This is a genomic window from Paenibacillus sp. GCM10028914, assembly GCF_042666275.1.
GTDB lineage: Bacteria > Bacillota > Bacilli > Paenibacillales > Paenibacillaceae > Paenibacillus_AQ.
This window is the reverse complement of the sequence record NZ_JBHTFO010000008.1, coordinates 466,369-486,406: the sequence shown is the minus strand read 5'-3', so window position 1 is coordinate 486,406 and position 20,038 is coordinate 466,369. Positions and strand designations below refer to the sequence as shown.

17 protein-coding genes are annotated in these 20,038 nt (G+C 43.8%); 5 read left to right on the top strand and 12 right to left on the bottom strand.

Annotated features, from left to right (window positions below; all coding sequences use genetic code 11):
- Window positions 1–296 precede the first annotated feature (296 nt).
- A complete protein-coding gene (locus ACFQV5_RS08675) occupies window positions 297–1,409 on the bottom strand; it encodes an HD-GYP domain-containing protein (RefSeq protein ID WP_379245668.1) in 1,113 nt (370 codons plus the stop codon).
- A gap of 245 nt (window positions 1,410–1,654) precedes the next feature.
- Window positions 1,655–4,165, bottom strand: coding sequence for a DNA gyrase subunit A (gyrA, locus tag ACFQV5_RS08670; RefSeq protein ID WP_379245666.1), 2,511 nt, complete (start codon window positions 4,163–4,165; stop codon window positions 1,655–1,657).
- Between the two features lie 398 nt (window positions 4,166–4,563).
- Between gyrA and ACFQV5_RS08665 the strand changes: the two genes are divergently transcribed.
- On the top strand, window positions 4,564–5,364 hold the full coding sequence (locus ACFQV5_RS08665; RefSeq protein ID WP_379245664.1) for a YheC/YheD family protein: 801 nt from the start codon (window positions 4,564–4,566) through the stop codon (window positions 5,362–5,364).
- Between the two features lie 115 nt (window positions 5,365–5,479).
- Here the strand turns inward: ACFQV5_RS08665 and gyrB are convergent, their stop codons facing one another.
- The 10 genes from gyrB to gnd form a co-directional block, all read right to left on the bottom strand.
- Window positions 5,480–7,390 (bottom strand): DNA topoisomerase (ATP-hydrolyzing) subunit B, encoded by a 1,911-nt coding sequence (gene gyrB / locus ACFQV5_RS08660; RefSeq protein WP_379245662.1) that lies wholly within the window; start codon window positions 7,388–7,390, stop codon window positions 5,480–5,482.
- Window positions 7,391–7,416: 26 nt separating this feature from the next.
- Entirely contained in the window at window positions 7,417–7,668 is a 252-nt protein-coding gene (gene remB / locus ACFQV5_RS08655) for an extracellular matrix regulator RemB (RefSeq protein WP_379245703.1), read from the bottom strand.
- A 13-nt stretch (window positions 7,669–7,681) separates the two neighbouring features.
- Window positions 7,682–8,794 (bottom strand): DNA replication/repair protein RecF, encoded by a 1,113-nt coding sequence (recF, locus tag ACFQV5_RS08650; protein WP_379245660.1) that lies wholly within the window; start codon window positions 8,792–8,794, stop codon window positions 7,682–7,684.
- A gap of 56 nt (window positions 8,795–8,850) precedes the next feature.
- Window positions 8,851–9,066, bottom strand: a complete 216-nt coding sequence (yaaA, locus tag ACFQV5_RS08645) for a S4 domain-containing protein YaaA (RefSeq protein WP_379245658.1) — start codon at window positions 9,064–9,066, stop codon at window positions 8,851–8,853.
- A 37-nt stretch (window positions 9,067–9,103) separates the two neighbouring features.
- Window positions 9,104–10,246 carry a DNA polymerase III subunit beta gene (dnaN, locus tag ACFQV5_RS08640; RefSeq protein ID WP_379245656.1) on the bottom strand — a complete coding sequence of 381 codons (1,143 nt, stop codon included), beginning with the start codon at window positions 10,244–10,246 and terminating at the stop codon, window positions 9,104–9,106.
- Window positions 10,247–10,450: 204 nt separating this feature from the next.
- A complete protein-coding gene (gene dnaA / locus ACFQV5_RS08635; protein WP_379245654.1) occupies window positions 10,451–11,797 on the bottom strand; it encodes a chromosomal replication initiator protein DnaA in 1,347 nt (448 codons plus the stop codon).
- Between the two features lie 552 nt (window positions 11,798–12,349).
- The gene (gene gntK, locus ACFQV5_RS08630; protein ID WP_379245652.1) at window positions 12,350–13,891 is read right to left on the bottom strand and encodes a gluconokinase; all 1,542 of its coding nucleotides are present in this window, start codon (window positions 13,889–13,891) and stop codon (window positions 12,350–12,352) included.
- Window positions 13,892–13,951: 60 nt separating this feature from the next.
- Entirely contained in the window at window positions 13,952–15,313 is a 1,362-nt protein-coding gene (locus ACFQV5_RS08625; protein ID WP_379245650.1) for a GntP family permease, read from the bottom strand.
- Window positions 15,314–15,461: 148 nt separating this feature from the next.
- On the bottom strand, window positions 15,462–16,139 hold the full coding sequence (locus ACFQV5_RS08620; protein WP_379245648.1) for a GntR family transcriptional regulator: 678 nt from the start codon (window positions 16,137–16,139) through the stop codon (window positions 15,462–15,464).
- A 121-nt stretch (window positions 16,140–16,260) separates the two neighbouring features.
- Entirely contained in the window at window positions 16,261–17,160 is a 900-nt protein-coding gene (gene gnd / locus ACFQV5_RS08615; protein WP_379245646.1) for a phosphogluconate dehydrogenase (NAD(+)-dependent, decarboxylating), read from the bottom strand.
- 450 nt (window positions 17,161–17,610) lie between these two features.
- On the opposite strand from gnd, the gene rpmH reads away from it, so the two are divergent.
- The 4 genes from rpmH (at window position 17,611) to jag (ending at window position 19,996) form a co-directional block, all read left to right on the top strand.
- Window positions 17,611–17,745, top strand: a complete 135-nt coding sequence (rpmH, locus tag ACFQV5_RS08610) for a 50S ribosomal protein L34 (protein ID WP_054958289.1) — start codon at window positions 17,611–17,613, stop codon at window positions 17,743–17,745.
- Between the two features lie 175 nt (window positions 17,746–17,920).
- The gene (rnpA, locus tag ACFQV5_RS08605; protein WP_379245643.1) at window positions 17,921–18,271 is read left to right on the top strand and encodes a ribonuclease P protein component; all 351 of its coding nucleotides are present in this window, start codon (window positions 17,921–17,923) and stop codon (window positions 18,269–18,271) included.
- Between the two features lie 73 nt (window positions 18,272–18,344).
- The gene (locus ACFQV5_RS08600; RefSeq protein ID WP_379245641.1) at window positions 18,345–19,217 is read left to right on the top strand and encodes a YidC/Oxa1 family membrane protein insertase; all 873 of its coding nucleotides are present in this window, start codon (window positions 18,345–18,347) and stop codon (window positions 19,215–19,217) included.
- Window positions 19,214–19,996 carry an RNA-binding cell elongation regulator Jag/EloR gene (gene jag, locus ACFQV5_RS08595; protein WP_379245639.1) on the top strand — a complete coding sequence of 261 codons (783 nt, stop codon included), beginning with the start codon at window positions 19,214–19,216 and terminating at the stop codon, window positions 19,994–19,996. Before ACFQV5_RS08600 ends, jag begins: the two co-directional genes overlap by 4 nt.
- The last annotated feature ends 42 nt before the right edge of the window (window positions 19,997–20,038 follow it).

The window sequence follows — 20,038 nt, the reverse complement described above, 5'->3', positions numbered from 1 at the left end:
GAAAAGAGCGATTTGCTCATTTAGAAAAACTGACGAGAATTAAAATTCTCATTTTTGATCTTACCGGAGTAAGATCGGTTTAACTCACTCGTTGTTCAGTTTTCAAAGATCAACTTCAGTGTTACCGGCGAATCTCGTTCGCAGCAGCAACTCTTATAATATATCATGTTCTTTCTAATTTAGCAAGCTTTTTTTTCAAAAAGTTTTTCGATTGAAAAGCTGTGATATATTGTTCCGCTCGAAGCGGCAAGAAATAATATATCACAGCTTTGCTAACTTGGTCAACCCTTTTTTCGTCAAGAAATGACTTCTTCTATAAAAAGTTGTCGATGCTGCATCAGATTAATAATCTGTCCTTCGGTAGAAACCATCGGACGAGTAGGGTGCAGTTTATCCGTGAACACAATTTCACCGACTTTATTATTGCTGAGCCTTACTTTTGTTCCGTTATGGAAAGACGTCACTTTATTGATAAATGCCTGAACAATCATGGGATCCAACTTACCGAAAGACTCCAATTGAATCTGCTCCAATACAACATAAGGAGACTGAGCTCCCCTATAAAACTTATCAAGCGTCATCGCATGAAATATATCAGCTACTGCAACGATTCTGGCATACACATGAATTTTCGATCCATTTAGGCGTAAAGGATATCCTGATCCGTCCACTTTTTCATGATGCTGAAGTGCTGCCAACCTTACACCCTCATTTACAGCTGCCACATTTTTTAGAATTTGATAGCCGTAAGTAGTATGACGTCTCATCTCTTCACTCTCTTCAGATGTGAGCTTGGATGGTTTGTTCAATATAAGAGGATCGATTTTTGCATTTCCGATATCATGAAGCAATCCAGCAAAAGCGACTTGAAGCCAATCTTTTTGCGGAAGGCCAACCCACTGAGCTAGCTTATATGAAGACAAGGAGCATAAAACCGCATTATGATATCTATAATCATGCCGGCTCGTCATGCGTGGTGTGAATTTTAGAATATGATAATCTTTTTGGTGCTTAAGCATGGATTCCATCTGATTACGGACCTCATACATCCGCAGCTCACCCGTTAACGCCAATTGATAGCAGTTTTTCACCAAGGCAAGTGTCTTATCATACTCTTCATGTAAAGGCTGGTCTTTTCTAGTTACAACTTCTTCATTTCCCGGATTTGAAGATATCTCCGAGAAAATAAGCGCCGGTTTCTTCCCGGCTGTCTTTATTGTTGGAATTTTCGTTGTATCTACATCATTTACTTCGATATCCACCTGCTGTACTAAAAAAGCTTTAAGTACTTCTAAATCTCTTGGTAAGAGTACCTTTCCCTTTTGTAGCAAAAGGCCTCCCAGAGGCGTATGTACATCTTTGGTCAATTTCACACCGGCTTGTAACTCACTAACGGATCTGATCGTCATGATCAACCTCTCCATCTACTCTGTAAACTGTGTATTAACCTAACAGCAGCCAATTTATACTTATTTTAATCAACATTATAGTACTACTTTCTCAGCCTGTCCAAGACTAATTACCTGTAATTGTATTAAATTCATCATTTTTCTTTTCTTCATCGTGAATAGTTCTTTCTTATCAAGTTCAAAATCAAATTGATTGTAAAAAAGAGCATGAATGCTAAGCTGCACCCATGCTCTTTTACTACATCTTATTCATTATCTGATGGGTCAGAGGACTCTTCGCCTCCACCACCATCAGTTTCGATGGCATCATCGTCATTGCTATCGTCCGGTTCTTCGCTCTTATCAGCGCGGCAGACGGTCGCTACTGCGTCATCTTCACGGATATTGATCAATTTAACACCCTGTGCATAGCGGCCCATCGTAGAGATGCCCTCCATGCTCGTCCGGATAATCGTACCGCTGGCAGTAATAATCATCAAATCTTCTTCAGATTTAACGACTTTCAGGCCAACGACAGGACCATTCTTCTCAGTGATATTAATCGTCTTGATTCCTTTACCACCACGGGTCTGTGAACGGTAGTCCCCGGCTGGTGTCCGCTTACCGTAACCTTTAGACGTTACAATGAGGATATCCAAATCCTTATCTACAACGTCCATTCCGATAACCGTATCTTCATTATCAAGCGTAATACCTTTAACCCCCGTCGCGCTACGTCCCATGGATCGCACATCACTTTCCTGGAACCTGATGGACATGCCTTGAGCTGTCCCCATGATGATCTCTTGCTCACCATCAGTCAGTTTAACATCAATCAGGGAGTCGTCTTCACGCAGATTAATCGCGATCAATCCACCCTTGCGGATATTCACGTAATCTTCCAGAGGTGTTTTCTTAACAACACCTTGTCTGGTTGCAAAGAACAGGTAATTATCGCTCTCAAAGCTCTCTACCGGAATAACCGCGTTAACCGTCTCACCCTGTTCAATCTGAATCAGGTTAATAATCGGCGTACCACGTGCTGTCCGGCTGAGCTCCGGAATTTCGTAAGCTTTCAAGCGATAAGCTTTACCCTTGTCTGTAAAGAACATCAGGTAATGGTGGGAATTCGTTACGAAAAGATGTTCTACAAAATCTTCACTCTTCGTATCCATCCCCACAACGCCGCGGCCTCCCCGCTTCTGACTGCGGTACGTGTTAGCCGGCAAACGTTTAATATATCCAGTATGGGTGATCGTAATAATAACTTCCTCACGAGGAATAAGATCCTCATCCAGGATACTATCTTCACCCACAGTGATTTCTGTACGACGCTCATCGCTAAAGCGTTCCTTGATCTCCTGAAGCTCATCACTAATGATTTGTAGAATAAGCTGCTCATTAGCAAGAATCTCACGCAACTCCGCAATTTTCTTCAGAAGCTCTTGGTATTCATTCTCGATCTTGTCGCGTTCCAGACCTGTCAGGCGCTGGAGGCGCATATCCAGAATAGCTTGAGCTTGTTCATTGCTAAGGTTAAAGCGTTCCATCAACCCTTCACGGGCAGCCTCTGTCGTCTGGGATGCACGAATGAGAGCAATAACCTCATCCAGATGATCCAAAGCAACTCGCAAGCCTTCGAGGATGTGAGCGCGTGCCTCTGCTTTTTTGAGTTCAAATTCTGTACGGCGACGAATAACAGTAACCTGATGATCCAAGTAGTGATACAGTACATCGCGCAAATTCAATATTTTTGGCTCGTTGTTTACGATCGCAAGCATATTAATACCGAAATTGGACTGCATCGAAGTATGCTTGTACAAGTTATTTAGCACAACGTTCGGATTAACATCACGGCGCAGCTCAATAACGATACGCATACCATTACGGTCAGACTCATCACGCAAGTCTGTAATACCATCGATTCTCTTATCACGAACGAGCTCGGCAATTTTCTCAACCAGACGCGCTTTGTTCACTTGATATGGAATCTCGTGAACTACGATTCTAGCCTTATTATTGTTCTCCTCAATCGTCGCTTTCGCACGCATGGTTACAGAACCACGGCCTGTCTGATACGCTTGACGGATACCCGCACGACCGAGAATATAACCGGCAGTTGGGAAATCCGGGCCCTGGATGTAATCCATCAGCTCTAATGATGTAATATCCGGGTTCCGAATAAGTGCTTGAACACCATCTATTACTTCTCCTAAATTGTGTGGCGGAATATTTGTAGCCATACCGACCGCAATACCTGATACCCCGTTTACAAGCAAGTTCGGGTAACGTGCCGGCAAAACAACAGGTTCTTGCTCTTCACCGTCATAGTTAGGAGTAAAATCAATGGTCTCTTTATTGATATCACGCAGCATTTCCATAGCTACTTTAGATAAACGTGCTTCCGTGTAACGCATGGCTGCTGCCATATCGCCGTCGATGGAACCGAAGTTACCATGTCCGTCGACCAGCATATAACGCATGGAGAAGTCTTGTGCCATCCGTACCATGGATTCATAAACGGCCGAATCACCATGGGGATGGTACTTACCAATAACTTCACCGACAATTCTTGCAGATTTCTTGTGTGGCTTATCCGGGGCCATTCCGAGTTCAGACATCGCATACAAAATACGACGGTGAACCGGCTTCAGTCCGTCCCGCACATCCGGCAGAGCCCGGCTGACAATGATACTCATCGCATAATCCATAAAGGATTCACGCATCTCCGTACCAATGTCCCGATCTTTAATTTGGGAGAAATTTTCTTCCGCCATGCTGGACCTCCTTCATTTTCCTATCAATCATGCCTAGATCTATGTGAAAAAAGCAGAATAGTGAACAACGATATAAATCCATTAACCTTAATTATATTACTTTCACAAAAGGAGCACAATTAAACGTCGCTTGCTCGCGCGTCATAAAAGTGTTATTTTGCCCGGAACTAGGGAAGCGCCCTGTCCTCCGCGCTAATTTTCACATACAATGCAGGGCAAAGGATTCTCGGAAATCATGATAAACAATTACGAATCTTCGCATCTTTATATTATACCATTGTTTGCTTCCCTTGTCCTATGTTTTCGGGGGACGTTGACGTATAACTCCATGATTTCAAATCCAAGTGGAATTGTATATCGATCAGAATTTAAAACGAAACCGGAAAGGATGAAAATGGTTGACTGTACAACGCGTTTCAAGCAAATGGACAAAAACAAAAATAATACTCAAAAACAAAGGCCTTGCCTCATATGTGCCAGCTACAAGTCTCTATTCACTCGAAGCTCTTGAACAAATGCTCGAGACATATACACTTGTCTACATTAAGCCCGACCGAGGAACCTACGGCAATGGAGTTATGTGTGTGGAGATAAACGTTAGCGGGGATCCAGACAGCTCTGAGAGCATAAAAACGTATACACTCCGCTTTGAAACCATAACAAAGCATTTTTCAACGGTGGAACAACTTGATAAAACGGTACGCCACCTCTGTCAGGGGAAGGAGTATTTAATTCAGCAAGGAATTCGATTGCTTCGTCACAAAGGTCGATCCTTTGATCTGCGAGTGCTCGCACAGAAGACCCCGTCAGGGAGATGGGAAAGTACAGGCATAATCGGACGGGTGGCTGCCAAAGAGAAAATTATTACTAACCATCATAGCGGGGGTAGCATCAAACACTTTAAGGTACTGATGAGTGAACATATGACACCTACGGAAGCTGAGAATATTCGTGATGAATTGAATGTTCTCGGTGTTAACATCGCTTCACAGCTTCAAAAAGCTTATCCAAATCTAAAAGAAATCGGACTTGATGTGGCAATTGATGAAAGATGGAATATTTGGATTCTTGAAGTGAATACGAAACCTGCATTGTTCCCTTTCAAGAAATTTTTCAAGGATAAGAGCGTCTATCATAAAGTAAAAAAATACGCTGATGCGTACGGAAGAAATACCACTAGCAAGAAAAAAGCAAACTAAACAATTGCGAAATAAAATAAAAAAGCGTGCAGAGAATCTGCACGCTTAGTAAGGTGGTGAAACGCGTAAATACACGCTCACCGAGTTTATTTATTCTTAAATTGGACAATGTATTTTATACATCCAGATTTCGAACAAGCTTCGCATGTTCCTGAATGAAATCACGGCGCGGTTCTACATTATCGCCCATCAATGTATCAAAGATACTGTCTGCAAGGATCGCATCCTCAATCGTTACTTGCAGCATGGAACGGCTCTCCGGATCCATGGTTGTTTCCCACAGTTGACCTGCGTTCATCTCACCGAGACCTTTATAACGTTGAACGTTATATTTCGCATTCTCGCCAAACTCAGCAATGATCTCATCACGCTCTTTCTCTGAGCCTGCATAGCGGATGACCTTATTACGCTCTACCTTGAAGAGTGGTGGCTGAGCGATATAAATATAGCCAGCTTCAACAATCTTTCTCATATACCGGTAGAAGAAGGTCAGCAGCAATGTACGAATGTGCGCACCATCAACGTCGGCATCCGTCATGATAATAACCTTGTGATAGCGAGCCTTGCTTATATCAAAGTCATCACCGATACCGGTACCCAGTGCTGTAATGATAGCCCGGATTTCTGCATTCGACAGGATACGGTCAAGTCGTGCCTTCTCAACGTTCAGAATTTTACCCCGCAGCGGAAGGATTGCTTGGAAATGACGATCACGACCTTGCTTCGCGGAACCACCGGCTGAATCCCCTTCGACGATATAAAGCTCACTGATAGAAGCATCTTTCGATGAACAGTCCGCCAGTTTACCAGGAAGAGCACTAACTTCAAGGGCACTCTTACGGCGTGTCATCTCACGCGCTTTACGTGCAGCTTCACGCGCACGGGACGCAGACAGCGCCTTCTCCATAATGCGGCGGGAAACCGCAGGGTTTTCCTGAAGGAACTCTTGCAGCTTCTCTGCGAACAAGGACTCGACAATACCCCGAACTTCACTGTTTCCAAGCTTCGTCTTCGTCTGACCTTCAAACTGAGGCTCAGGAATCTTGACCGAGATAATCGCAGTCAATCCTTCACGAACATCATCACCAGTCAGATTGGAACTGTTGTCTTTGATGAATCCTGTTTTACGAGCATAGTCATTTATGATACGAGTCAGTGCACTCTTAAAGCCTGATTCATGCGTACCGCCCTCGTGTGTATTAATATTATTCGCAAACGAATAAATGTTCTCCGTATAGCTGTCGTTATACTGCAGCGAAACTTCGACCTGGATGTTATCACGGGACCCCTCAACATAGATCGGCTCCTCATGAAGTGCTTCCTTCTTCTCGTTCAAGTACTTGACGTATTCAATGATTCCGCCTTCGTATTTGAAGTAGTTAGAAGCCCCTGTACGCTCATCCGTCAAAGTAAGCGCAATGCCTTTGTTCAAGAAGGCAAGCTCACGTACACGGGTCAGAAGCGTGTTGTAATCATACTCTGTCGTTTCCGTGAAAATTTCAGGATCCGGCAGGAAGGTCACAGTCGTTCCATGCTCATCAGTTTCACCGATAACTTTAATGTCATACTGAGGAACACCCCGATGGTACTCTTGTTGATAAATATGTCCATCACGTTTAACTTGAACGACTACCTTACTGGACAAAGCATTCACGACGGAGACACCAACACCGTGCAAACCACCAGAAACCTTATATCCTCCACCGCCAAACTTACCACCGGCATGGAGTACAGTCATAACAACTTCCAGGGTGGATTTTTTCAGTTTAGTGTTCTCACCAACTGGAATCCCCCGCCCGTTATCGACAACCGTAATACTATTATCTTGATGAACAAAGATCTCGATATGGTCGCAAATTCCGGCCATCGCTTCGTCGATACTGTTGTCCACCACTTCCCACACCAAATGATGCAAACCCTTGGCACTAGTGGATCCAATATACATACCCGGACGTTTCCGGACAGCCTCTAATCCTTCTAGTACCTGAATCTGATTCTCATCATAAGCTGGTTGATTCATAGACATGCCTTCACCTACTTCTACAGATTCTGTTATGCATAAGCAACAAATATGTTCGCTCGTTTCTTCAGGGTTGCAGAAGAGATCGGGGAGTAGTAAACGATACTCTTCGTTACGACGATGGATTTTGGATCCTCTTCGCCGATATGTTCGACTACCTTATGCTGCTGTGCATGCATGACAAACTGTTTGGAAATTTTCGAAGATTTCTCAATGGAAACATCAAAAATCCCAACAAGCTCCGATGATCTTATGATCTTATCTCCACCCAAATGAATATAAATACGAATCCACTCCTTAAGAGTCCACTTGCCCGCTATGGACATGAAAAATGCTGGCACCCTTTAGCTTGTCGGTATTCAAACTTTCAATTCCCGTCGCCGTGATGAATGTCTGCACCTTCGTCTGGAATGTTTCAATCAGCTGAGTTTGACGATAGGGATCCAATTCGGAGAGCACGTCGTCCAAGAGCAGCACAGGATATTCCCCGATTTCCTCTTGTATAAGCTCTATTTCTGCCAGTTTAAGAGACAGCGCGGTCGTCCGCTGCTGGCCCTGTGATCCGTACGTTTGTACTTCCTTGCCGTTTATATAAAAAGCCAGATCGTCTCGATGAGGACCGGCCAGAGTCATACCGCGCCGTATTTCCTGCTCTTTCATTTGTGATAATTTTATCATAAATGACTCAAATAAGACAGCTTCATCTTCTTCCTCACCGTCAGCAAACGACGGAAGATACTGCAACCGCAGTTCCTCAATCCCGTTTGTAATGCCCTGATGGATCGTTTCTGCCCACTTTTGTAGCTTTTTTATAAATTGTTTCCTCTTCTTGACGATTTTAACACCATGCTCCACCAGTTGGATATTCCAGATGTCCAGCATGGCCTGCTGTGACGCATCTTTACCCCAAAGTGTCTTTAACAGATTGTTACGCTGCACGAGCACTTTCTGATATTGCTGCAAGTGAAACAGATAGCTAGGTGTTACCTGTCCAATCTCCATGTCAAGAAACCGGCGGCGCACCCCCGGCGTTCCCTTGACGATCTCCAAATCCTCTGGAGCGAACATCACCACATTCAGTGATCCAATGAAATCACTTAGCTTTCGCTGTTCTAGTCCATTGATTTTGGCCTTCTTACCTTGAGGAGAAAGTGAAAGTTCCAGCTTTAAGGTGCCGTACTTCTTCTCCACTTCAGCCGATATATGAGAGCTGGTTGCTTCGAAAGAGATCAGTTCTTTGTCTTTGGACGTGCGATGACTTTTGGTCAGTGCAAGAACGAACAGGGCCTCAACCAAATTGGTTTTGCCCTGTGCATTTTGTCCGATGATGAGATTTACGTCTCCGAAGGAGCCCAGCTGTAGTGTTTCATAGTTTCGGTAATGATGCAGGCTGATGTTATTAACAAACAAACTTATCCTCTCCCTCGTTTTCCGCTCTAACGCCAAAGCGGCTGCGGGAGGCTGATTTACCCAGCAGCAACCTGAAAGATGCCGCAGTCCTCCACCTTGATGATGTCCCCGGGATACAATTTGCGCCCACGCCGCTCCTCAGGCTCGTCATTTACTTGTACTGCTCCCTCTTGAAGCAAAGCTTTCGCCATGCCGCCTGTGGATACACAATCCGCCAGCTTCAAAAACGAATCAAGCTTAATATATTCACTGTGGATAACAATTTGTTTCATGTTTTGATCCTTTCATCCCCCTTGCCTGGGGATAACTTTAATTGGTCGTCCGGTAAGGCAAAATGATGTACATGCTCTGACTGTCGTCAATCGGCTTCAAAATAATCGGGCTCATGACACCTGTAAAAGCAATCATAAGCTGCTCGCTTTCGATAACCTTCAGCACATCGAGCATATATTTTGAGTTAAACGAGATACGCAGGGATTCCCCTTTAAAATCAATGAGGTCGAGCTCTTCGCGTACTTTACCGAGCTCTGAGGAACTTGACGAAATCTCGATCCCGCCGTTTTCCATCGTCTGCATACGAACGATATTCGTTTTTTCCTCTTTGGATAGCAAATAAGCACGGTCAATGGACTCGCTAAGTTTTTTTGTATCCAAGACGAGTTCTGTTTTGTGGGTAGTCGGAATAATCCTAGAAGTATCCGGATAAATTCCGTCCAAAATACGTGAGTAGAATAAAACACGGTCAATTTTGAACAGCACCTGGTTGTCTGCTACTACGATATCAACGAGTGTATTTTGATCCGGAACAATTTTGCTCAGCTCATTCAATGTTTTACCAGCGATAACAACATTGCTGAACTTAATATCTTCCGCACCAGCCAGACTTGCAGAACGTGTTGCCAAACGGTGACGGTCTGTTGCTGTAAACTTCAGTTCATTATCCGCAAGATTCCACAAAACACCTGTCAAAATTGGAGTTGTTTCATGTGTAGAAATCGAAAATACAGTTTGTTTAATCATATTCTTCAGCAAATCGCCTGGAATAGATACGGTTTGGTTCCCTTCAATGCTTGGAAGTACCGGAAATTCTTCCGGATCTAGACCAACCATTTGAATTTCAGTAGCACCTGCAGAAATAAAGGTTTGGAAGTTCTCTTTAACCTCCATTTGAACCTCTTGGGATGGAAGCTTTTTAATAATTTCCACAAAAAACTTAGCAGGCAGCACGACACTTCCGGGTTTGTCCACCTGCACGATTGTTTGCTTGTCATCTTCCGCAGGAATAAAGGATTGGATGGAAATATCGGTATCACTCGCGGTTAATGTCACACCTTGATGAGTAACGTCCAATTTAATTCCACTCAAAATGGGAATGGTGGTTCTGCTGGAAATAGCTTTTGAAACGTGTTGAATAGATTCATTCAAGAAATTTTTTAATATGCTGATCTTCATCAAAATTCACTCCTCGCTAATCAATGCGAAGGTTTTTAAATGCCGGCAAACGCCGGTTATTCTTCGCCTTCTTTATGGATATATATTTATTAATTATTAATAGTATCAGTAGTAGGGGCACTGAATATGTGGATAAGCCTAAGAAAAGGCATAAAATTAAGCCTATCCACATGTGTATAGATTGTGCATAGGCTTTGAACTTGTTCAGGTTGGATTTTTGATTTTCTCCGTAAGATTGTTAACAACTTTGAAGAGATCCTGGTCGGCTTTTAGCGCTTGGGATATTTTCTCGTGGGCATGAATGACGGTCGTATGATCTCGGCCACCAAATGCCTCTCCGATTTTAGGCAGGGAATAGTCAGTCAATTCACGGGATAGGTACATTGCAATCTGCCTTGGAAATGCAACGGCTTTGGTTCTTTTCCGAGCTTTAAAATCTTCCATGCGCAGATTGTAGTACTCTCCAACCTTTTGCTGGATGTCCTGAATGGTAATCATTCGCGGACGGCTTGAAGGAATGATATCTTTCAGCGCTTCTGCAGCAAGATGTGTCGTTACATCCTGATTCGTGAGCGAGGAGTAGGCAACAACGCGTATAAGTGCACCTTCTAACTCGCGGATGTTTGTGTCGATCTGGTTGGCGATATACATCATCGCTTCATTCGGAATATCGAGATTCTCGGCTTTCGCCTTTTTACGAAGAATCGCGATCCGTGTTTCTAGATCAGGCGGTTGAATATCGGTGATCAGTCCCCATTCAAAACGGGAGCGAAGCCGTTCTTCAAGCGTCGGTATTTCTTTAGGAGGGCGGTCACTTGAAATGATGATCTGCTTCCGTTCTTCATGCAGTGCATTGAAAGTGTGGAAGAATTCCTCCTGGGTAGACTCTTTGCCGGCCAAGAACTGAATATCGTCGATAAGCAGGATATCAACGCTCCGGTATTTATTGCGGAAGCTTTCCGCTCTGTTGTCCCGGATTGAGTTGATAAATTCATTCGTGAACTTCTCTGAGGAGATGTAAACGACTTTGCTGCTCGGATTATGCTCCAGAATATAATGCCCGATTGCATGCATAAGATGCGTCTTCCCAAGTCCTACACCACCGTAAAGAAACAGCGGGTTGTATGCCTTCGCTGGGGCTTCGGCCACGGCAAGCGAGGCAGCATGAGCAAACCGGTTGCCAGACCCGATGACGAAGGTGTCGAACGTATATTTCGGATTAAGCATATGTGACTGAATTTCATCACTAGATACTTGAAGGGGCGGCGACGGCTGCTGAGGTGCGGGTTCAGATGGCTTCGCCTCTTCAATGACAAAACGTACCTCTACCTGCTTTCCCATAACTTCATACACCGTCGAGCTAACCAATTTCGTATATCTGCTTTCCAGCCATTCCACGGCGAATGTTGTTGGAGCGGAAATGACTACGGAGTGATCGTTCAGTGTCAATGCTTTCGTGGCTTTAAACCAAGTGTCAAAACTGGGTTTGCTCAGCTTGGTTTGTATAATCGATAATATTTGCTGCCATAATTCGGAAGTATGGCTATCCAAAACTGTCACTCCTTTAAATCTTCCAAATGTGGCGAGAGCCATGAGTGGAAATGTCGAAAGAAAATGAATAATGTAGATTTATCCCCAATGCTAGACTCCTGTGAAAACAAAAAACTATGGATAAATTGAAATTGTTCACAACTTTATCCACAGCCTGTTGATAATTTGGAGAGTTCATTCACATATTCACATCCAAAAGTAATATCATCATAGCAAAAGAAAGCCGTATTTTCAATGCGTGAGCGGATTTTATCCACAAATTCAAGCGCTTGTGCATAATTTTTATTCACACCACTATATATTGTTTATAATCTGTTCAGGTTTCGACATCAGAAGTAACAATGCGGGAAAAATTATACACAGGTTGTCCTTTCGAAAGAGGAATGATTCATCTTTTTGTCGGGTCGTGAAAAATACGTTTTTTAAATTTGCCTGTGGGTAACTTTTTCTTCTATACATTAGGGGGATCGGATAAGGGGAATAAAATATAGAAAAAGGCCGCTCCTTATGGAGCGGCCTTTTCGCTAAATATGAGGGCAAAGAGCAGCTAGTTTACATAAATTTTTGCTGAAACTCGGAAATCGCTTTGTAATCTTCCTCAAGTTTACGTGAAATTCGAATAAAGATCGGTAGAAGGCTCTTGTAAACAGTAGCATTCTCATCGATCGGCTGGTGTTCATGTGTGCCTCCAACCATATCTGCCACAATATCCAGCGAATCGGCTTTACCTGTGGCATAAAGACCTAGTACAACGGCACCGAGGCAGGAGCTTTCGTAACTTTCCGGAACGATAACTTGTTGATTAAAAATATCTGCCATCATCTGACGCCAAATAGGAGAACGGGCAAAGCCACCTGTAGCATGGATTTTGGTTGGCGTCCCCATCTGTTCCTCCATGGCCAGAAGGACGGTATACATATTAAATATTACACCTTCAAGCACTGCCCTGATCATATGCTCTTTCTGGTGATTTAGGGACAGGCCGAAAAAGGAGCCACGAGCGTTCGGATCCCACAAAGGAGCTCGCTCTCCAGTTAAATAAGGATGAAACAGAAGACCACCAGAGCCTGGAGCAACGCGCTCTGCAATTTTGGTCAACACGTCATATGGATTGATGCCAAGCCGCTTAGCTGTTTCGACCTCTGATGCGGCAAGTTGATCCCGAACCCAGCGGAAGATCATGCCGCCATTATTAACTGCTCCGCCAATGACCCACTTATCTTCTGTCAGAGCATAGCAAAAAATACGTCCTTTAGGATCGGTCATTGGTTTATCCACCACGGTTCGAATGGCGCCGCTTGTACCGATGGTGGCAGCAACAACACCTGGCTGAATGGCGTTAACCCCTAGGTTGGATAGAACCCCATCCGTTGCTCCCAAGACAAAAGGAGTAGAGGGAGAGAGGCCCATAGCAGCCGCATAGCCCTCATCAAGACCTGTCATGATGTGTGTGGTAGGAACCAGGGTCGACAGGCGACCCTCATCAATGCCGGCGATCTTCAAAGCCTCTTCATCCCAAGTCAGGGTGTTCAAGTTCAAAAGGCCTGTGGATGAAGCGATCGAATGGTCGACTACGTATTGATGAAACAATTGATAGTAGACATACTCTTTAATCGAAATGAATTTTGCAGCTTTATTAAATAAGGATTCTTCCTCATAGCGCAGCCACATTAATTTCGTGATCGGTGACATAGGATGAATGGGTGTACCCGTTCTTAAATACAGCTCATGACCGCCAAAATCTTTTTTCAGCCGTTCCGACCACTTTGCACTCCGATTATCGGCCCATGTGATGCATTGGGTCAGCGGCTTTCCATTTGTATCTACAGCGATGATACTATGCATGGCAGAGCTGAAGGAGACAAATAGAACTTTCTCCGGATTAATGCCGCTACTCTCCATAACTCCTTTAACCGAGGAGACTACGGTCTTGAAAATTTCATCAGGATCCTGCTCCGCAATGCCAGGAGATGGCGTGAGGAGTGGATATTCACCGTCAGACTTGGCAATAATCTTTCCATTCTCCGTAAACAGCACCGCTTTAGTGCTGGTGGTTCCGATATCAACACCGATCATATAGTTTAGCGTATCCAAAAGGCATACCTTCTTTCCGCAATAAGGTGTTTCCAGTTCAGTCTAATTGCTATTTTTTCATTATACAAATATGTTCAGTGTCAAAGCGAGCGCAAGCCCAATTACAGATAGCAGGGTTTCCATGACCGTCCATGATTTAAGGGTCTGTGTCACGGACATGTTGAAAAACTCCTTAACCATCCAAAAGCCAGCATCATTTACGTGTGATAATACGATAGATCCTGCTCCGGTTGCTAGTACAACGAGCTCTACATTAGCTCCAGGCGTCAAAGCGAGAACGGGGGCTACAATCCCCGCTGCGGTGGTCATGGCGACCGTAGCGGAACCTGTTGCGACGCGGATTAGGGCGGCGACGAGCCAGGCGAACAGAATAACATTAATATTGGCTCCGGTTGCGAATTCTGCAATAGCATTACCGACACCGCTGTTGATAAGTACTTGCTTGAATGCTCCACCTGCTCCGATGATCAGAACAATTGTGGCGATAGGGGCAAGGCATTCGCTGGTAAAGCGAGAAATTTCATGTTTATTAAAGCCGCGTGCGAACCCAAGAGAGAAGAAGGAGAACACCGCAGCAATCAGCAAGGCAATAATCTCATGACCGATAAATTCACAAAATAAAGTAATGCTGCTACTCGCATCCGGGTCAATAATAGTTGCGATAGATCCGATAAGCATCAGAATGACTGGCAGCAAAATCGTAAACATGGTAATTCCGAAGCCGGGAAGGGTGCGTTCTGCTTTATTAGAGAATTGTTCGGCAAGCTCTTCCGGCGGATTTGTATGAATGCGTTTACCAATAAATTTACCAAAGAGGGGACCCGCTATAATGGCCGTCGGGATACCAATTAATAAAGAATACAAAATGGTCTTACCCAGATCTGCTTGATACGCATCGATAGCTATCATTGGAGCGGGATGCGGAGGTACCAGACCGTGGACGGTTGAAAGACCGGCTAGAATCGGAATACCAATTTGAAGCAGCGGCATTTTTGTTTTGCGGGCTACCGTAAACACAATGGGTATAAGCAAAATGACACCAACTTCAAAGAATACAGGAATACCTACAATAAAACCGACAACCATCATCGCCCAGTGAACTCGTTTTTCACCGAATCGATCCACCAGAGTCGTGGCGATTTGTTCTGCGCCGCCCGATTCTGCCATCATTTTTCCAAGCATGGTTCCAAGAGCAATAACAATCGCGATCGTACCGAGTGTTCCGCCCAGACCGCTCGTAATCGAGTTGACCACGTCAGCCGGTTTCATTCCGGTAAGAAGGCCGAGCATCAAAGCCGAGAGGAGAAGAGTTACAAATGGATTCCATTTGTATTTTGAGATCAGAACGATTAGAAAAACAATAGTTATGAGTGTCCAGATCATTAATGTAGCATTATGGCTGAGGCCAAAAAGTGAACTCATGTTGATATCCTCCTAATTATGTTACCCACTCTTTGGGCTTTACTAGATAGATGTATTGGTAATGCTCAAAGACAAGACTCTAATTTCAATGGTGTATACTTGTCGACAACTTGAATTAGAAAGAAATGCACCTTGAAAAGAGGTGCTGCTATCCTTTCGGAAAACTATGGTGAAGCGTCGTGCGAGAATCGTCAAAATAATGCTGAACCGCCGCTTGAATCCGCTGTGTATCTAAAGAGTTCATCTCTTGTACCAATTTGATGTGTTTATCGATCACGTAACGGATTTTGTCATCACCACCGCTGAATACTTGTTCTGTTGTGATGAGCATGGTTGTCATAACAATTGGGCGAATACTCTTCCAAAGATGAAAAATGCGTGTATGTTTCGCTTCGGTAATTATTTTTTCGTGAAAAGCCAAATCCTGAAATGCAAATTCAATGGCATCACGGTGCTTTGCTGCGAGTTCCATGCGGTCAATAATCTGTTCCAGATGTCGCGTTAGATCCGGATGAGGATCTTTAAATACATGGGCTTGTACAAAACTCTCAATGAGATACCGGACATCGTAAAGTTCCTCTACATCTTTTAACGATAAACCGATTACAACGGCGCCCATGCGCTCTAACCTGATCAATCCTTCATTCGACAGCGTTTTCAAAGCTTCCCGTACAGGAGATCGGCTTGTTCCGAAATCGTTTGCAATTCGGTTTTCCGACAGTACTTCGCCAGGTTTGATCGTTCCGCTTATGATTTGAAGTCGTAATTCACTTGAAATGCTTTCCCCAAGGGATACGCCCAGAAGCCAGGATGTTGGATATTTCATAACTATAATCCCCATTTCGAATATCTAATAGCAATGATTGTACCATACCCGGAAAGGACCATTCCATGATACTTAGAATGGTTCTTCACCTGGGCAACCAAGGGATTGGTTAAGCAAAAGTCTATTCTGATTTTTCAACGGCATGTCCGCCGAATTCATTCCGGAGCGCTGCGACGACTTTGCCATGGAATGTATCGTTATCTAAAGAACGGTAACGCATAAACAGGGACATCGCGATTACCGGCGCACTGGCCTGTAGATCAAGGGCTGTTTCAACGGTCCATTTGCCTTCGCCCGATGATTTCATGACACCTTTAATGCCTTCAAGTTTCGGATCTTTAGAAAATGCGTTCTGAGTCAGTTCCATCAACCAGCTTCGGATCACCGAACCGTTGGACCAGACACGGGCAACATCTTCAAAGTTATAATTGAAGGAACTTTTTTCAAGCACCTCAAAACCTTCAGCAATCGATTGCATCATGCCGTATTCGATCCCGTTGTGTACCATTTTTAAAAAGTGACCGCTGCCACTTTCACCGGCATACAAATAACCGTTCTCGACAGCCATATCTTTAAATAGAGGCTCGATGACAGTAAAGATTTCACGATTGCCCCCAATCATAAAGCATCCTCCGTTTTGTGCACCTTCCATACCACCGGATGTTCCAGCATCAAAATAGTGAATGCCTTGTGCCGCCAGTGTTTCTGCACGAGAAATGGATTCCTTATAATGTGAGTTTCCGCCGTCAATCAATATGTCTCCGGGTTGCAGCAGGGGAGTGATTGATTGAATTACCGAGTCCACGATTTGTCCTGCGGGGACCATCATCCATACAATACGGGGGGCTGTAAGGTTAGCCACCATCTCTTCTAGGGATGTAACACCAATGGCTCCTTGCTCTGCCGATTGTTTAACCAGCTCTGCATTGACATCGTATGCTACAACCTGGTGATCATGACGAATCAGATTTTGCATGAGGTTGTAACCCATTTTTCCAAGACCGATTAAACCGATTCTCATTCTAGTTGACTCCTTCCTGCTGTATACTTGTATACAACTTTGAATTTACCATCATAATACTCCTTTCTAAGGCATCTGTAAAATAAATTTGAAAGCGTACTCAGTAATAACTATTGTTATAAGGAAAGAATCGAGTTGTGAAGCGAAAAAAATTATCCCCATGTGGATAATTTTTAAAATCATGATACAAAACAAGTGAGGTTGTGGAAAACTTATGTGGGCTGATAAAGGAAGTTTTGGATTGACTTCTAGACTCGATTATGATTAAATATATAAAGGCATTTTCTGTGAGTGTAAAAAGAAACTTTTCTTTAAAAATATAAGAAATTCTAAGGTGTCAATTTTTCTTATATTTCTCGCAGGAACGGAGCTTTCTTAATGAAATGATGGCATACCGTTTCTACTTGTTATATGGTAAATTAAGATTCCTTTAAGGGGGTGCAACAGATCATGAAACAAACTTTCAAACCGAACGTGAGCAAACGCAAAAAAAATCACGGTTTCCGTAAAAGAATGAGTTCCAAAAACGGACGTAAGGTTCTGGCTAGCCGCCGTCAAAAAGGAAGAAAAGTATTGAGCGCTTAATTTTGAGCCACGATGCCACGAAGACCACCGAGGTGGTCTTTTTTTTCGTAATGACACTAGTCGTGTTATTTTAAGAGATTTTAGGACTCGTTTACCGCTTGCGCGGTATGACCATACTATATATATACGAAGAAATACCGTGAGATGCCGAAGGAAGGCAGGCAGGGAGAGACTGGTGCAAAAAAAACTGCGTTTACGAAACCGGGCTGACTTTAGCCGTGTTTATCGTCACGGAAAATCTTTTGCCAATCATCAGTTCGTGGTGTATTGGTCACGCAAAAGAGACGTAGAGCAATTTCGGGCCGGTGTTTCAGTTAGTAAAAAGGTAGGCAATGCTGTAGTCCGCAACCGGATGAGACGGCTTGTAAAAGAAATTGTCCGCCACCATCAACATGAGATTATTGAGCATATTGATCTGATTTTTATTGTCAGAAAAGGCGCGCTCGACAAGTCCTATCAGGAACTGGAGAAAAGCGTGCTGCATGTGTTACGCAAATCATCACTTTTAAAGGCGAAGAAGCGATGAGCTTGTGTTTATTTGTCCATATAAATATGTTATGATTTACCGTGGAATGGAAAGCTAAGAGAGGGGTTTTGAAGTGTCGCTAACGAAGACAAGACGAGGGAAATGGTTCCTTCTCACAGCTTTGCTAGTATTGGCAATGGCTGTATTATCTGGTTGTACGCCACAAGCTGACCAGATGCGTACCATCGATGACCTGAAAAACGGTGGCTTTTGGCAGAGTAACGTTGTTTATTATTTTACGTGGGCTCTTGATACATTCGCTACTTGGTTTAACGGTGAGTATGGATTAGCGGTTCTAATTATGGTGCTTATCGTCCGTACTTTGATCCTGCCGTTGACACTAAAGCAGGTACGTAGCTCGAAAGCAATGCAAGCAATTCAGCCTGAAATTGCTAAGATTCGTGAGAAATATAAAGATACTCCTGAAAAAGTGCAGATGGAGACCATGAAGTTGTTCCAGGAGCATAAGGTTAATCCGATGGCAGGTTGTTTGCCTCTGCTGGTTCAGATGCCGATCTTTATCGCACTTTATCATTCGATTTATTATAACGGACTTCTCCGTGAGCATGAATTCCTATGGCTTCAGCTCGGAGAACCGGACAAGCTGTTTATATTACCAGTTCTGGCGGCGTTTACGACTTATTTCCAGACTAGAATGATGATTAAGATGAACCCATCGCCTCAACAAGGCATGATGCAGTTCATGATGTTCGTTTATCCGATTCTGATTTTCGTAATGTCGTTCCAGTTCCCATCCGCTCTTCCACTGTACTGGTTCTACAGTAACTTGTATACCATCGTGCAGAACTACTTCTTGTACCGCAACAATGACAAAAATGTAGCTGTTGCAAACGTAAAAACGGCAAGCACAAGTCAAAGTAAAGGTCCAAGCAAAGGTTCGAAGAACGGGAAAAAAGGTAAAAAAGGAGCTAAAAAGTCGAGATGAGTAAAATCGTCGCTACAGGAAAAACCGTTGAAGATGCTGTCGAACAAGGGCTAGCCCAGTGGGGTGTAAGTCGGGACCACGTATCGGTTCAAATTTTGAGTCAGCCGTCAAAAGGATTCCTAGGGCTGTTCGGAGTGAAGGAAGCAAAGGTTGAACTCACACTTCTCTCCGGCAGCACCGGCGGCGAAGAGCTTAATAAGGACTTTTCTTCTATAAAACAGGCAGCACCAGTATTGGAAGTACAGAAAGCAAAGGCAGCTCCAGAACAAGCTACTGTTAACAGCTTGTCTGAAGCTATGTCTGTCGATACTGTTAAACGTGAGGGAGAGGACCCTTTTCGTGAGGCAATAAACTTTTTGACTGAGACTGGGAAAGCCATGGGGCTCGACATTACAGTTGATGCCCTGCACGGTAAGGAATTTACTACTCTTCAAATTTCCGGTGAGGGATTAGGACTTATCATTGGTCGTAGAGGCCAGACACTGGATGCTCTGCAGTATCTGGTTAATATTGTGGCTAATCGTTATTCTGATAACTACATTCGGATTGTGCTGGACGCAGAGAATTTCCGCGAACGACGCAAAAAGACGCTCGAGGATTTGGCTGATCGATTGGCTGGACGTGCTGTTAAGACACGAAAAGAAATCGTACTTGAACCAATGCCTGCTTCTGAGCGTAAGGTTATCCATTTTAGACTTCAAAATCATGCTAAAGTAAAGACATTTAGTAAAGGCGAGGAACCGAACCGCCGTATCGTCATTACTTTGAAGCAGCAGTAAAGATTATATGACTCAATGACTCCTGGGCGGTAATAGGGAGTC